Annotated in this window: 12 protein-coding genes and 1 pseudogene; 12 read left to right on the plus strand and 1 reads right to left on the minus strand. The window is 50.4% G+C overall.

Annotated features, from left to right (window positions below):
* Positions 1-141: 141 nt before the first annotated feature.
* From G9G53_RS23660 to G9G53_RS23715, 12 genes and pseudogenes are all read left to right on the plus strand, one after another.
* Entirely contained in the window at positions 142-1,731 is a 1,590-nt protein-coding gene (locus tag G9G53_RS23660) for a nitrate/nitrite transporter (protein ID WP_165150649.1), read from the plus strand.
* A complete protein-coding gene (locus G9G53_RS23665; RefSeq protein ID WP_029515298.1) occupies positions 1,713-2,153 on the plus strand; it encodes a hypothetical protein in 441 nt (146 codons plus the stop codon). Before G9G53_RS23660 ends, G9G53_RS23665 begins: the two co-directional genes overlap by 19 nt.
* Positions 2,143-2,469, plus strand: a complete 327-nt coding sequence (locus G9G53_RS23670; protein ID WP_039274876.1) for a hypothetical protein — start codon at positions 2,143-2,145, stop codon at positions 2,467-2,469. The genes G9G53_RS23665 and G9G53_RS23670 overlap by 11 nt, the downstream gene beginning before the upstream one ends.
* A 52-nt stretch (positions 2,470-2,521) precedes the next feature.
* The gene (locus G9G53_RS23675; protein WP_029515295.1) at positions 2,522-2,803 is read left to right on the plus strand and encodes a hypothetical protein; all 282 of its coding nucleotides are present in this window, start codon (positions 2,522-2,524) and stop codon (positions 2,801-2,803) included.
* Positions 2,796-6,482, plus strand: coding sequence for a nitrate reductase subunit alpha (locus G9G53_RS23680; protein WP_165150651.1), 3,687 nt, complete (start codon positions 2,796-2,798; stop codon positions 6,480-6,482). Before G9G53_RS23675 ends, G9G53_RS23680 begins: the two co-directional genes overlap by 8 nt.
* Positions 6,472-7,986 (plus strand): nitrate reductase subunit beta, encoded by a 1,515-nt coding sequence (gene narH / locus G9G53_RS23685; RefSeq protein ID WP_069011448.1) that lies wholly within the window; start codon positions 6,472-6,474, stop codon positions 7,984-7,986. Before G9G53_RS23680 ends, narH begins: the two co-directional genes overlap by 11 nt.
* Entirely contained in the window at positions 7,973-8,641 is a 669-nt protein-coding gene (gene narJ / locus G9G53_RS23690) for a nitrate reductase molybdenum cofactor assembly chaperone (protein WP_165150653.1), read from the plus strand. The genes narH and narJ overlap by 14 nt, the downstream gene beginning before the upstream one ends.
* Before the next feature lie 2 nt (positions 8,642-8,643).
* Positions 8,644-9,342, plus strand: a complete 699-nt coding sequence (gene narI / locus G9G53_RS23695; RefSeq protein ID WP_069011446.1) for a respiratory nitrate reductase subunit gamma — start codon at positions 8,644-8,646, stop codon at positions 9,340-9,342.
* A 75-nt stretch (positions 9,343-9,417) separates the two neighbouring features.
* A pseudogene (locus G9G53_RS26630) lies at positions 9,418-9,546 on the plus strand (tyrosine recombinase XerS); the annotation flags it as partial.
* A 258-nt stretch (positions 9,547-9,804) separates the two neighbouring features.
* Entirely contained in the window at positions 9,805-10,029 is a 225-nt protein-coding gene (locus G9G53_RS23705) for a hypothetical protein (protein WP_029515287.1), read from the plus strand.
* 548 nt (positions 10,030-10,577) lie between these two features.
* Positions 10,578-12,032, plus strand: coding sequence for a sucrose-specific PTS transporter subunit IIBC (locus G9G53_RS23710; RefSeq protein WP_165150655.1), 1,455 nt, complete (start codon positions 10,578-10,580; stop codon positions 12,030-12,032).
* A gap of 42 nt (positions 12,033-12,074) precedes the next feature.
* Positions 12,075-12,671, plus strand: a complete 597-nt coding sequence (locus G9G53_RS23715; RefSeq protein WP_238794853.1) for a hypothetical protein — start codon at positions 12,075-12,077, stop codon at positions 12,669-12,671.
* A gap of 400 nt (positions 12,672-13,071) precedes the next feature.
* Here the strand turns inward: G9G53_RS23715 and G9G53_RS23720 are convergent, their stop codons facing one another.
* Positions 13,072-15,267 (minus strand): alpha-galactosidase, encoded by a 2,196-nt coding sequence (locus G9G53_RS23720; RefSeq protein WP_165150657.1) that lies wholly within the window; start codon positions 15,265-15,267, stop codon positions 13,072-13,074.
* Positions 15,268-15,364 lie beyond the last annotated feature (97 nt).

A 15,364-nucleotide genomic window follows, 5' to 3' on the forward strand; every position in this document is an offset into this window, starting at 1 on the left:
AGCATCCTTCCATCACAGGTTGCAAGTGAGCCGTCATTTGTTATCTCCCCAAATCAAATGTTTGAAAGGCCAGAAGTTTGTCAAAAATGGATATTATATCCTATAGTTGCAATTCGAATAATCTCCAAAGGGGAGCTATACATGGTAAAAAAAATTCAGTTGCCATTGCAAACCCTTAGTCTGGTTGTCTCCTTTATGGCCTGGGTCTTGATCTCTTCCCTGATTTCTTACATAAGTCAGGATATTCCGCTGACGCCTGGGCAAAGAGCGTGGTCTACCGCGATCCCGGTAATCTTGGGCTCTTTGCTGCGAATTCCGGCGGGGATTCTGACCAACCGCTTCGGGGCAAGGCTGATGAATACAGTCAGTTTCTTGATTTTGCTTGTTCCTGTCTACTATTTGAGCCAGGCCAATACTTTTCTGGATTTGGCGGTTGGGGGCTTCTTTCTTGGGATAGGCGGGGCTACGTTCTCGATCGGTGTGACTTCACTGCCTCAATATTATCCCAAAGAAAAGCAGGGCACCATCAATGGGATATACGGGATCGGGAACCTGGGTACGGCCATCTCTACCTTTGGCGCACCGTGGGTGGCTGATGCGATCGGCTGGTCAAGAGCCCTTCAGCTTTTTTTGATTTTGCTTGCCCTTTTCGCTCTGCTGAATCTGTTTTTAGGGGATAAGCGCGAAGAGCGTGTACGAAGCTCCTGGAAGAATCAACTCAAGCAGGTTTATCGCAACGAAAAGCTGTGGTTTTTCAGCATATTTTACTTCATTACCTTCGGCTCCTTCGTAGCTTTTACAATCTATCTCCCCAGTTTTCTGGTCAGCTATTTTGAATTAAGCAAGGTGGATGCCGGACTCAGGACGGCGGGTTTTATCGCCTTGGCTACCTTTCTCCGTCCAGTAGGCGGGATACTGTCCGACAAGTCCAATCCTTTTGTAGTTCTTATGTTCGTGTTTGCCGGCCTAACCTTGTCAGGAGTTTTACTCTCTTTCGGATTGACCATGCCTCTTTTTACGTTGGGTTGTTTGATGGTAGCCGTGTGCGCCGGTATCGGGAACGGCGCGGTGTTCAAGCTGGTCCCGCTATACTTTTCAAAGCAAGGGGGCATCGCCAGCGGGATCGTCTCTGCCGCGGGCGGTCTGGGCGGTTTTTTTCCTCCACTGCTGCTTACCCTGCTGTTTGGGTGGACAGGCCACTACGCAATCGGCTTTATGGCCTTGTCCGAGGCCTCGCTGGCCAGCCTGATACTTGTTCTGTGGGTATTTTTCAGCAACAAGCTGGAGTTTGCGTCGGATATTATCAAGTCCACAGCCGATGCCGTGATGGTCACTGATGCCAAGGGCGTGATCCATACCGTAAACGCCGCCTTCACCGAGGTCACCGGATATCCCAAAGAAGCGGTGATTGGAAAAACTCCCAATATACTCAACTCCGGCTTCCAAGATCGCTCTTTCTATAATGCCTTTTGGGTCACTTTGCTGACCACCGGAAAATGGCAGGGAAAGATCGTCAATCGCAAGGCAAGCGGGGAGGTTTTTCGAGAGTGGCTCTCGGTAACGGCAATTACGAACGAGCAGAATGTCACTCATTATGTGGCTATATTCAGCGACCTTTCGCAGGCTGACTCCGTAATCGAGGAAGGTGAAGGCGGCGGGCTAGCGCAAAATCATTTCTCAAAAAAAGCAACAGGAAAGGAGGCGGGGGATTCATGTCAGGACCCGCATTGAGACATGTGGACAGTCATTCGATGATTCATGAGGCGGCCTTAGGCGAAGCAAGAGAACTTACCGAGCTGTTGGACAGAAGTATAAAAAAAGGTGAATTGGACAAAGCGGAGGAAATTGCCTACATCACGGTGGAGCATTGGGAGGGGCGTACGCTCCAGCACGCAGCCAGCGAAGAGGAAGGATTATATGTAGAAGCTGTGGGCATCAAGTCGGAGTTGAAGAACGTCATTATTTCCCTGACTCGCGATCATCAATTAATGCGAGAAATTGTCGCTGAGATTAAGGAACTGCTGGCGCAGAGCAAGGTGGGTGGCGAGCTTCTTGCTCGTTTTCAGGCTTTGATTATCGTTGATGAACTGCATAACCGGGATGAAATGAACATGCTGGAAAAAGAAGTGGAGGGACTGCTCCATGAAAAATGAGACCTATACACTGGCGGCGATGCTTCCCGACAAACCACTTCAATCTGTGGAGCCGAGACTGTATCGGCTACTGGTACAAGAGCTCGAGATGCTCCACCTTCATCCTTATGATGTGAAGGCGGGTGGCCGGACCGATGATCACGGCATCACCGTCTACCTCCGATTTGGCGAGGAATTGGGGCAGGTCACCAGCAGGAAATTTTCCTGGGCATTGGTGGAAGACGGCGATGAAGAGGTCTTGACCTTTTTTAAACAGTCGGCGGAAAAGATTAAGAAATCGATGATTGCCGATTATTTTAAAATGATGAAATTCTAACAAAGGTCGGCAGAATGAGTTGGAAAAATGGATACGAAAGAAGGCGAACCAGATGAATCAGGTGGAAACGGAACAATTTGTCCGGGATGATCGGAATGATTTGCTTGCCTTGCTTGAGATGAGATTCGGCGGAGTGCCGCAGCCTGTGCAAGAACAAATCTGCCGGCTGCAGGATCTGAACGAGCTTCAGCGCCTGATTATCGCGGCTTGCAACGCAGCGGATTGGGAAGTGTTTATGGAAGAGCTTCAGTTGGGACAAGACAGCTTCAAACTGACGGGGGAAAGGTTTAACCCGGTAAACCAGCAGGGAAAGGAGCATCTGTGCAATGGCTGAACATAAAAACAAGCTGCTTGATGCGTTGAAATATTTGCAACGCGGAGAGGCCATAAACGAGGGATGGACCGAGGAGAGCCCAAGATCCCGGGATTGGGAGAGCCTATACCGTGGCCGCTGGCAGCATGACAAGGTCGTTCGGTCGACACATGGCGTAAACTGTACCGGTTCCTGCAGTTGGAATGTTTTCGTCAAGGACGGCATTATCACCTGGGAAACACAAAAAACGGACTACCCGACCACAGGAGCCGACTTCCCCGAGTATGAACCCCGGGGCTGCCCGCGCGGGGCAAGCTTCTCCTGGTATACCTATAGCCCGATCCGGGTGAAGTATCCCTATATCCGCGGTGATTTGTACGACATGTGGCGTGAGGAGCTGGCAGTTGTTGAGGACCCGGTCACGGCCTGGAAAAACATCGTCAGCGATCCCAAAAAGCGTGACAGATACGTCAAGGCCAGGGGGAAAGGCGGCTTCGTTCGGGCGGATTGGGATGATGCCTGTCAGATGATTGCCAGCTCTATTATCCATACCATTCAACAATACGGTCCAGATCGTGTTGTTGGTTTTAGCCCGATCCCGGCCATGTCCATGGTGAGTTATTCGGCAGGGACACGCTTCCTGTCGCTGATTGGCGGGACCATCCTCAGTTTTTATGATTGGTATGCAGATCTTCCCCCTGCCTCGCCACAGGTTTGGGGAGAACAAACAGATGTGCCGGAAAGCGGCGATTGGTATAACTCCAAGTATTTTATTATCTGGGGGACCAACATTCCGCAAACCCGGTCTCCTGATGCGCATTTCATGGTGGAAGCCCGTTATAACGGCACCAAGGTGGTCGGGGTCAGCCCCGATTATGCCGAGTATGAAAAGTTTGCGGACATTTGGCTGCCAGCTAAAGCCGGGACCGATGCCGCGCTTGCCATGGCTATGACCCACGTCATTCTCAAAGAATTCTACGTGGATCAGCAAGTCCCTTATTTTACGGATTACGCGAAAAAATTTACAGACCTGCCTTTCCTCGTGATACTAGAGAAACATGCCGATGCGTTTCGTTCGGGCCGCTTCCTCCGGGCCTCCGACTTGGGAGATGCCCAGGAGTTGGCCGAATGGAAAACGGTAGTCTGGGACGAGGCATCAGGAGCGCCGATGGTTCCGAGCGGCAGCCAGGGCTTCCGTTGGGATCAGGACAGCAGGTGGAACCTGGATCTCGAAAATCCTGACGGGACAGTAGTGGATCCTCTGCTGTCATTTATTGATGCGGCGGATGAAGTGGCTCCCGTTGACTTTCCTTATTTCGTGGAATCGGAGGGAGGGACAGTTCGGCGTGGAGTTCCTGTAAAGCATTTGCCGAGTGTGGAAGGCAGGACGCTCAAAGTCGTGACGGTTTATGACCTTATGATGGCTCATGTGGGTGTACCCAGACAGCAACTGCAAGGCGATTATCCGGTCGATTATAACGATCCGAAGCCTTACACTCCGGCTTGGCAGGAGGCGATTACTGGCGTCAAGAAATCTCATTGCATTCAGGTAGCGAGGGAGTTTGCCGAAAATGCGGCCAAGACAGGTGGAAAATCGATGATCGCCATGGGCGGAGGAACGAATCATTGGTATCACAGCGACCAAATCTACCGTTCCATTCTGAATTTGGTTCTGCTCACGGGCTCCCAGGGAGTAAATGGCGGCGGATGGGCCCATTACGTAGGTCAGGAAAAGGTGAGGCCAGTGGAGGGGTGGCAGCAGATCGCATTTGCAGGAGATTGGATCAAGCCTCCCCGCTTACAAAACGGAACCTCCTTCTTCTACTTCGCGACGGAGCAGTTCCGCTATGAGGCCAAGGTCAATGAGGAGCAGAAACCATCCTGGGGCGGGCGGTTTAACCATATGCATCCTGCGGATGTCAATGCTCTGGCCGTAAGGCTCGGGTGGCTGCCTTCATTCCCGCAATTCAACCAGAACTCCATCGATGTGGCCAGACAGGTTCGAGAAAAAGGGTTTTCGGACGATCAGGAGGCCGTACAGGAAATTGCGAGAATGGTTAAAGAGGGAGAGCTAGATTTTGCGGTGGAGCACCCCAATGATCCGAACAATTTCCCGCGTGTCTTTTTCAACTGGCGGTCCAATCTGCTTGGCGATAGCGGTAAAGGGCATGAATACTTTGCCAAGCATTTGATCGGGACGGACAATCAGGTGTTGACGGACCCGAGCCATTCGTGGCGGCCGGAGACGGTGAAGACGGATGATGTTCCGCCGGAAGGCAAAACCGATTTGTTCATCAGCATGGATTTTAGAATGACGAGTTCAGGGCTGTTTTCGGATATCGTGCTGCCAGCAGCGACCTGGTACGAAAAATACGATTTAAGCACGACCGATATGCATCCGTTTGTCCATCCGTTTAATCCAGCTATTGAACCACCTTGGCAAAGCAAAAGCGATTGGGACGCTTTTCGGGAAATCGCCAAAACGTTCTCCCAATTGGCGGAGAAACATTTGCCAGCCTGCGAGGATGTTCTCATGACTCCGCTCGGACATGACAGTCCAGATGAAATCGCCCAAGTTCACGGAAAAATCCGCGATTGGCGCAAGGGAGAGACGGAGGCAGTGCCCGGCAAAACGATGCCCCATTTTTTATTGGTGAAGCGTGACTATCCGAACGTGTATGGAAAAATGATTACCATCGGACCGAACATTAAAAAGGGTTATGGAACAAAGGGGATTAAAATTCCCGGCGACAAGGTGTACGGCCAGCTCATGGAGCGGCTGGGGGCATCGAAACATGAGGGGATTGGCAAAGGACAGCCGGATCTATTCCGGGATAAACAGGTAATCGAAGCGATTCTGCTGATGTCTGGCGCCACGAACGGAGAACGAGCCGTGGAAGGCTGGCGTTCGTTAGAGACCAAAACCGGCAAAAAGCTGGAGGACATCTCAAAACCTCGGGAAGAAGAGGCTTTCACGCTTCTGGATATTACTGCTCAGCCCCGGCATACGATCTCAACTCCGGTCTGGAGTGGCTTGGAGAAGGACAATCGGAGATACTCGCCCTTTACCTTAAATACGGAGTACAGCATTCCATGGCGCACTTTAACAGGCAGACAAAGCTTTTATCTGGACCATGAGATGATTTTGGATTTCGGTGAAGGGCTGCCGCTTTATTTGCCGCCGCTGGAGCACGTTCCTTTTTTTAAGGGTGAGAAAGAAGTGCCAGCGAATGGAAAAACGATGACGATCCGTTATTTGACCCCGCACCAAAAATGGGGAATTCATACGATGTTCATCGACACCAATCAAATGTCGACGCTGTTCCGCGGATGGCAGGTCGTCTGGCTGAACGAAAAAGACGGGGCTTCGATCGGGATCAAGGATAACGATTGGATTGAGGTATATAACCGGAATGGAGTCATCGCAGCAAGAGCGGTGCTGACTTACCGGATTCCAGAGGGGATCGCTTATATGTATCATGCCCAGGATCGCACGCTTGGCGTGCCGGGCACCTCTATCACCAAGCAGCGCGGCGGTACCCATAACAGTGTGACCCGGATTACGATGAAGCCGACACATATGATCGGAGGTTATGCCCAATTGAGCTACGGGTTCAATTATTACGGGCCGACAGGAAGTCAGAGAGATACGATGACAATCATCCGACCGTTGAAGGAGGTTGACTGGCTTGAGGATTAAAGCGCAAGTCGCCATGGTCATGAACTTGGACAAATGCATCGGCTGCCATACCTGTTCGGTGACCTGCAAGAACACGTGGACCAATCGGCCCGGAACGGAATACATGTGGTACAACAATGTGGAAACCCGGCCGGGTCCCGGTTACCCTCGGGCATGGGAAGACCTGAGGAAATTTAAAGGCGGGTGGGTTCTGCGCAACGGAAAGCTGGCACTCCGGGCGGGGGGGCCAATCACCAAACTGGCGAATATTTTTTACAATCCGAATATGGCCAGCCTGGACAACTTCTATGAGCCGTGGACCTATGATTACGATAACTTGATTCATAGCCCCAAGCGGAAGCATCTTCCGGTCGCGCGGCCTGTATCACTGATTACCGGAGAATATATGGACAAGCCGGAATGGGGCCCGAACTGGGATGACGACCTGGCTGGCGGAAGTGAGATCGTACCGCTGGACCCGAATGTCAAGCAGCTTCAGGAACAGATCGCCATGGAGTATGAGAAGACGTTCATGATGTACCTGCCCCGCATTTGCGAGCACTGTCTGAACCCTTCCTGCGTGGCTTCCTGTCCATCCGGAGCTCTGTACAAGCGGGAGGAGGATGGCATTGTACTTGTAGATCAAGACGCTTGTAGGGGGTGGAGATTCTGTACCAATGGCTGTCCCTACCACAAGGTATACTACAACTGGAATACGCACAAGGCGGAAAAATGCAATTTCTGCTACCCGCGGACAGAAGCGGGCATGGCCACGATTTGCTCGGAAACCTGTGTGGGCCGGATTCGCTATATCGGTGTCGTCTTCTATGACGCAGATCGAGCCAAGGCGGCAGCTTCCGTGGAGAATCCGCAGGATTTGTATGAATCCCAGCTTTCGGTGTTCCTTGACCCCTTCGAGCCGGAAGTGATCAAGGAGGCGAGAAGAAGCGGGATCAACGATTCCTGGATCGATGCGGCACAACGCTCGCCGATCTACAAGCTTGCCATGAAGTGGAAGGTTGCTCTGCCACTTCATCCGGAATACCGCACGCTCCCTATGGTGTGGTATGTTCCACCGCTTAGCCCGATTATGAACCATATTGAAGAAGACGAGCTTCAGACCGATCACTATATTCCCGCCGTCGATCAAATGCGGATTCCAATGGAGTATCTGGCATCTCTGCTTACGGCAGGGGATACCTCCGTCATCCGTAGAGTGTTGCTTAAAATGACCGCCATGCGTGTACATAGGCGGCAGCAAGCTGTTGGCGGCATGGATGATCTCAGACACAGCCAGCTTTTGGGAGAGGCGGGAATTACAGTGGAGGAAATTGAAGAGATGACCCGATTGTTCGCTGTTGCCAAATATAACGAAAGGTTTGTGATCCCAACCGCTCGGAGGGAAATGGATGGCGCGAAAGAGCTTCATTACAAGCAGGGGGCCTGCAGCATTGAATCCATTACCCCGTCAAGCGCGGTCACGTCACATCTTTTCGCAAGGGAGGACATGGATGATGGAACATAAGCCCGTTTTGCTGGCGGCCTGCGCCAGATTGCTAGGATATCCCTGTGAGGATTTTCAGGAAATGAAGGAGGAACTGCTTGCAGCTGTCCAAGAGGAAATGAAAGATAATGAGCTGGCGAGCAGGTTTGGCCAGGCGGCCGAGGCTATCTTCTCGGTTCCTCCCAAGGAGCTTCAGGAAATTTATGTTTGGACGTTCGATTGGAAGGAAAAGACCGGACTCTATCTGACCGCTCATGAATTGGGTGACAGTCGGGAACGTGGGGCAGCTCTGATTTTGCTTCAGCATATTGTCCGGGATGCGGGCTTTATGATGCCGAGCGGGGAGCTGTGCGACTTCATTCCGCTGTTGTACGAGCTACTGGCCGTAAGGTCCGACAATGTTCATGTACGCGCGCTTGAACTCCGGCTGGCCGCAGCCACAGAGCGGATTCGGAAGCATCTGTCTGAAGACAGTCCCTATTCCAGGTTGTTGAACTTTCTGATGACCGATGTTTTCGAGGTCCCTACGGAAGAAGAAATTCGCATGCTGGAGAGCAAGCGGGAGAGCGCCGATCTGGATGAACTGCCTTATCCTATCCTGTTTGGCATGGACGGTACGGCTCGTAGCGATTCGGGCTTACCTGTCTACAAAACGTGCGATGGAATGGAGGTATAATGATGACTGGTATCTTTTGGTGGGTCGTGTTTCCCTATCTCACCTTGACGGTGATGATCTTTGGCTTGCTCTATCGGTTTGCTTTTCGTCAGGTCAGCTGGACGGCGCCTTCCACGGAGATTTTTGAAAAAAGATGGCTCAGAATCGGTTCGACTGTGTTCCATTACGGGATCATTTTCGCGTTTGTTGGCCATATCATGGGTGTGTTGATCCCGCGCAGTGTTTATCATTTCTTCGGCATATCCGATGAGACCTATCATATATTTGCGATCGCGGGGGGCGGCTTTGCCGGTCTGATGGTCGTCATCGGTCTGGTTCTTCTGCTTATGCGCAAAATCCTTAACCGTCGGGTAAGGGCCCATGCGGGTTTTGGTGATTATTTTGCAGTGATTTTAGTCCTGATCATCGCAGCCATCGGTACCTATATGACCATCGTGTATAATACGACTGTGGTGGCCTATGAATACCGTACGACCATCGGGCCTTGGTTTCGCAGCCTGTTCACCTTTAATCCGCAATACGGGTTGATGCACATGGTTCCTTTCGTGTTTCAGCTTCACATCATCCTGGCGTTTCTTCTGTTCGCTTCCATTCCGTTTACCCATCTGGTCCATATGTTTTCTTTTCCCGCACGTTATCCGGCAAGATCTCCGCAGCAGTACCGTTCCAGAAACAGTTACCGGAAACGGGAGAGAACCTGATTTCTATTTCGATATGGACGAAAATTTCTGATGACAATAATAGCTGTTCATGAAGAGCATCTCTGCTTAACCAATGAGAAACTGATTGAAAAATATGCTTCAGCTTTTGGAAAACCAGCTTTATCCGTGCATTCTCTGAGACATTCATTTGCAACCCGTTATCACCTAGAGAACATTAATGTGCCCAGATTGAAAAACAACCTTTATTGATGGTGGGCGATCAAATTAAGATTGAAGCTCTTGGAGGACAGAACATAGGATGTAGAAAGTCGCCCTTAATGGCGGCTTTTTTCTATAGTAATGGATTCAGAATGATGGTTTGCGTCCAAGGAGAATTCTTTTATGGAATACATAGACAAAATTGTATAATAATATATAATTCCCCACTTGCAAGAGGTGATTTCAGTTTCATCATTGATCAAACGACCAAAGTGATGAACTTATAGGTGGGGAGGTTTATCAGTGCTTCTGAACTATTGCCATGACTATATTATGTTTTTTGATTGGTTAGTTGCAGAAAACTTTACTAAGGAATCTATGATTGATGAGGTAGGATTCAATGCTCAGCGCGTACTGATGGAGTACATGAAGATAGCTTTTGCAGACATTAATTGGGTAGAGACGATGGTAGATGATGAAGACGAAGGACTCACCGGAGACGAAACGGAGGCTTTAAGTATTCAATAAACCGATTCCTGAATATCGTAAGAACCCACATTGTTCTGCCAAGAGATGCTTAAATTCTTTCCTGACGATTGGCAGGCAAGCACTCTTATGGATTTAGCAAATAATCCTCGTGTTTCAGTCTGTTCAGGTCAGAGTGTAGGAAAACCGGGCTGGAAGCAGCAACGACCCTTTATTTTCTGCGGTGGATTTTTGTGTTAATGAAGGGGCAATTTTTTACCCTGCCATCGCATTAACTTACCATTGAGGATGACATGGATAGTGTTTTATTATCAAATAACAGCCCCCTTACAAAATTTAATATAAAACAAACATTTTGAATTGAGCAATTTTTTTCCTATGGCAAGGGTTGTATGTCCATCCAATCCTACGGGTGGTCAAAAGGGGCTTATTGAAGGGAGCGAGAAGTGGTGAAGTGGGGCAATAACCTTCTTCGGAGAAAGTAATAGGAGGGCAGTTGTTTTCGAACAAAAATTACCGGCCAATGTCGGTAACGAACATTTTTTTTAATTAAATTGGAACCGGTTTCATAATATTAGGAGGAGAGAAATATGGATTACAAGCAAGTTGCAGCTGACATCCTGGATGCCCTGGGAGGTAAGGAAAACATAACGGCAGCTGCTCATTGTGCGACGCGATTGCGGCTCGTTCTTGAAGATGAATCTTTGCTTGATCAAAAAGCGCTTGATCAAATGGACGTTGTTAAAGGGACTTTTTCTATAGCAGGGCAATATCAAATTATCCTTGGAGCCGGGATTGTAAATAACGTGTATGGCGAGTTCGCCAAACTTACGGGTCTCGGAGAAATGTCCACCGGCGATGTAAAGACGGCAGGAGCAGCTAAAATGAATCCGCTTCAACGACTTGTGAAAGCACTTTCCGACATTTTTGTTCCGATCATTCCGGCGATTGTTGCCGGGGGTCTATTAATGGGGATCAACAACGTTCTGACTGCCAGCAATCTGTTTGGTCCCAGGTCTCTGGTCGAGATGTACCCTGGTATTGCCGATTGGGCAAGCATTATTAATTTATTCGCCAACGCTCCATTTGTTTTCCTTCCCATCCTGATCGGCTTCTCGGCCACTCGCAAGTTTGGTGGAAATCCTTATTTGGGTGCGGCGCTGGCCATGATTATGGTTCATCCCGATCTGCTTAATGGTTACAGCTACGGCCAGGCACTTGTAGATGGGACAGTACCCACCTGGCAACTGTTCGGCTTCTCAATCGAAAAGGTTGGCTATCAGGGAACGGTTCTGCCAGTACTGGCCGTATCCTATATTTTATCGGTAATCGAGAAAAATTTGCGAAAGGTAATTCCATCTTATCTTGATAATCTGTTGACTCCCTTGCTGTCTGTCCTCGTTACCGGCCTCTTGACCTTTGCTGTTGTTGGACCGATCCTTCGCGCCGCGGGCAACGGACTGACAGATGGTCTCTTCTGGCTCTATGATACGACGGGTTTCATTGGAGGAGGTATTTTCGGTTTTTTCTATTCTTCGATTGCCATAACGGGAATGCATCACAGTTTCCTCGCTGTGGATACCCAACTATTGTCGGACGTTGCTAAGACGGGCGGATCCTTCTTGCTTCCGATTGCCTCGATGGCGAATATCGCTCAGGGCGCGGCTACGCTGGCCGTCTTTCTCATCACACGCAACAGCAAGACGAAGAGTATCGCCTCAGCTGCCGGCATATCCGCGCTGCTCGGTATTACCGAACCTGCAATGTTCGGAATCAACCTGAAGCTTCGCTACCCGTTCATTGCTGCGATGATCGGTTCCGGCCTGGCTTCCGCCTATATTGCTTACGCACATGTGCTGTCCATTTCGATGGGACCGGCGGCGCTACCCGGTATTATCGCAATCCGCCCACAGTCCATCGCTGATTTCTGTATCGGCATGGGCATCAGCTCTCTGGTTACGTTTCTCATCACCCTGCTCTGGGGCAAGCGGAAAAATGCGTCAGCCTCAGGGGAGACTTCAAACGAAGCAGCGGATCGACCGTAAGTTTAGGCATGCTTGGAACTATTTTGCAGTAAGGAGGTTGCTGTGGAGTGGACGAAAGAAGAGAGATACAGAAGATTAGAAGATACCAATCCGGAGGAAATCTCCGGTCTGGCCGCCAGAGTGGTAAGGTGCCCCTGGCGCCAGGGGTATCATATCCAGCCTGAGACAGGGTTGCTGAACGACCCGAATGGATTTGCTTTTTTTCATGAAGAGTATCATTTGTTCTATCAATGTTTTCCTCTCGGTACTGTGCATGGTCTCAAATATTGGTATCATACCAGCTCTCCGGATCTCGTTCACTGGACGAACCGGGGAGTGGCGTTAAAACCGGACCGGGATTTTGACAGTCATGGAGTATACTCGGGCAGTGCAATCGAACACAATGGGCGATTGTACCTCAGGTACACCGGCAATACACATGATAAGAGTTGGGAGCGAGTGCCTTATCAGTGTATGGCTCAAATGGAGAGAGATGGACGTATACACAAGTTCTCCTCCCCGGTTATAAGCGGACCTCCGTCCGGGTATACCGATCATTGTCGCGACCCCAAAGTATGGAAACAGAAAGATTGCTTTTATGCCGTTTGGAGCGCAACGTTCCAATCTTACCGGCTGAGCCATGCTCTATCGCTCCATTGATCTTTACAAATGGGAAGAGGGTTTACTCTAGAGTTCAGACCGGTGACAAAATCAAGAAAGGACAGCTGCTGGAATTTGATATTTCCGAAATCGAGCAGGCGGGCTTTCCGGTGATCACACCAGTGTTGGTCCCGGACGACCAGGAAATGGTGAAATCGGTGGAGCCGATGGAAGGCGCTGGGGTGGTAGACGGTGTCCCACTGCTTCGCGTTCACTTAAAATGATGGTGTAGCTTGGATTTATCGGAGAACCGGCAAGCTGTTACAGCACATTTGCCAGTTGATTTTTGCTTCTCAAAATAATATAACCACGGCGAAGGGGCATAGAAAGCAGGGCCTGAAATCTCATGATTTCAGGCCCTGCTTTCTGTTGGACTTCTAATTTTTTTGCTTTAATACATTCATTGCTCGTCGATCTTACTAAACCTCCAGAACAGGCTGATAAAATCCCCTTTTATTCTTGGAAGTGTCAAACCGGCGTACATCAGCTCGTCACCTCCGTATATCTTTCCAGTTTCGTGATGGCGGTACAGGTAACGCGAATTCAATCCTTTGCATTTCAGAATAGGCACCCTTTCACCCGGCTGGCTCAGCACTCGGAAGAAAGCAAGTACTGCTTCGCTCTGGTCATCAGAAACAAAGGCCCAGGCCACCTCGTTGCCCTCGAACGGACTTAAAATGCGATAAAATTCTCCGAATTGGATAAGGGGGCGAATTGCTTTATATAGCGCAACTTGGGACTTGATCGCTATCTTTTCCTGCGGCGACATCTTGGTAAGATCGAGTTCGTAGCCAAGGTTTCCCGACATCGCGACATGTCCTCGGGTGTCAAGGGGAGTAACCCGGTTGACTTGATGATTCGGTACGCCCGAAACATGAGCGCCCATAGACACAGCCGGATAGACCATACTGTTGCCGTACTGGATTTTTAGCCGACTGATCGCATCGGTATTGTCGCTTGTCCACGTTTGCGGCATGTAATAGAGCATGCCGGGATCATAGCGCCCTCCCCCGCTGGAACAGTTCTCGAACAGTACATCCGGAAAGACGGAAGTGAGCTCGTCCAATACCCTATACAGACCGAGGATATACCGGTGTCCCGTTTCGCGCTGGCGCTCCGCCGGAAGCAGGGCAGAGCCGATCTCAGTCAAATGGCGGTTCATGTCCCATTTGACATAAGTAATCGGTGCGGAAGACAGAACATCGGACAGCGCTCCAACAATATAGTCGCATACATCCCGCCGCGACAGATCGAGAACAAGCTGATTTCGCCCCACCGTGTGGGGACGATCTGTCACATGAAGACACCAGTCGGGATGGCGCCGGTAGAGTTCGCTGTCCGGTGAGACCATCTCCGGTTCGAACCACAGACCGAACTGCATGCCCATTCCGGTTATCCGCCGGGCCAGATTGTCCAGCCCCTCCGGAAGCTTGCGACGGTCAACGGTCCAGTCGCCCAGGGAACTCAAATCATTGTCCCGCTTGCCGAACCAACCGTCGTCCAGGACAAAGAGCTCCATACCAAGTTCTTTCCCTTCGCGGGCGATCGCTTCGATCTTGTCGGCGTTAAAGTCAAAGTAGGTGGCCTCCCAGTTATTAATTAGAATCGGCCGTTCGGCGTCACGAAATTTGCCGCGACTGAGCCGCGTGCGGTAGAGCCTATTAAAGACGCGGGACATCCCGCCCAAGCCTTGTGCAGAGTATACCATGACGGTCTCGGGCGTTTGAAAGCTTTCTCCGGGAGCCAACTGCCAGGAGAAGCCAAACGGATTGATGCCGATCGACAACCGAGTCGTCCGGTACTGCTGAACCTCGGCCTGGGCTATGAAGTTTCCGCTGTAAACGAGATTGAGCGCGTATACCTCGCCATTGTCTTCATCAGCGCCAGGACGAAGCAGGGCCAGAAACGGATTCTGCTGGGGACTGCTGGCACCTCGCCGGCTTTCCGCATTCTGGATGCCGGGCATAAGGGGTCTCCGCGCAATATTTCGCTCATTGGTATGCGTACCGTAGAAGGTCAACATGTCATACTCGTCATCTCTGAAATCGATACTGGCGCTGAGCGCGCGAAGAAGGACCAGATTGTCGGAGCCGGTATGGTCGAAACGAACCGACCGAGCGATGGCGTCGTATTTGTTAAAGACAGTATAAATTAAGGTAGCACGCAGACCGGTCAGTGCATCTTCAAGCACAAGCTCCAGCGTATCCGCTTCGTCCTCCCTCTCGATGTAAGTGGCAGGAAGACCTGGAAGCTTTGGCTTGCCGGCGAATATCCGATGAGTCTGGTAACGGAAATCACAGATTTCAGATCCATTAGACTGGCCGACCTGATAGGCGGGTATGCCAAAATCGCCGTTCCCGTAACCCGGATACTCCTGCGGAAGGTTGTCCAAGGAGAACCTTCGGTCAGCAGGGTCAGGATTCGGCGAAAAGCCCCGATCGATAAAATCAAAAGGTACAGAATCCTGGTAGATGGCGATTCGTCGTCCCCAGTATAAATGCCCAAGGTAGCCGTCGCGAACAATCTGAATGCAGTAGCTGGAACCGGGGGTTTGCAGGTGAAATACCATGCGTTTCTCATCGTAATGAATGCCCATAAGTGAAATCGTGCTCCTTTTAGTGTTATAATTTAGTAAGCGTATGAAATAACTGATTATAGAAAATTCGTCTTCATCATTAGCATAAAGGTGCAGA

Origin of the sequence: Paenibacillus sp. EKM206P (genome assembly GCF_011066155.1) — a bacterium.
GTDB lineage: Bacteria > Bacillota > Bacilli > Paenibacillales > Paenibacillaceae > Paenibacillus > Paenibacillus polymyxa_D.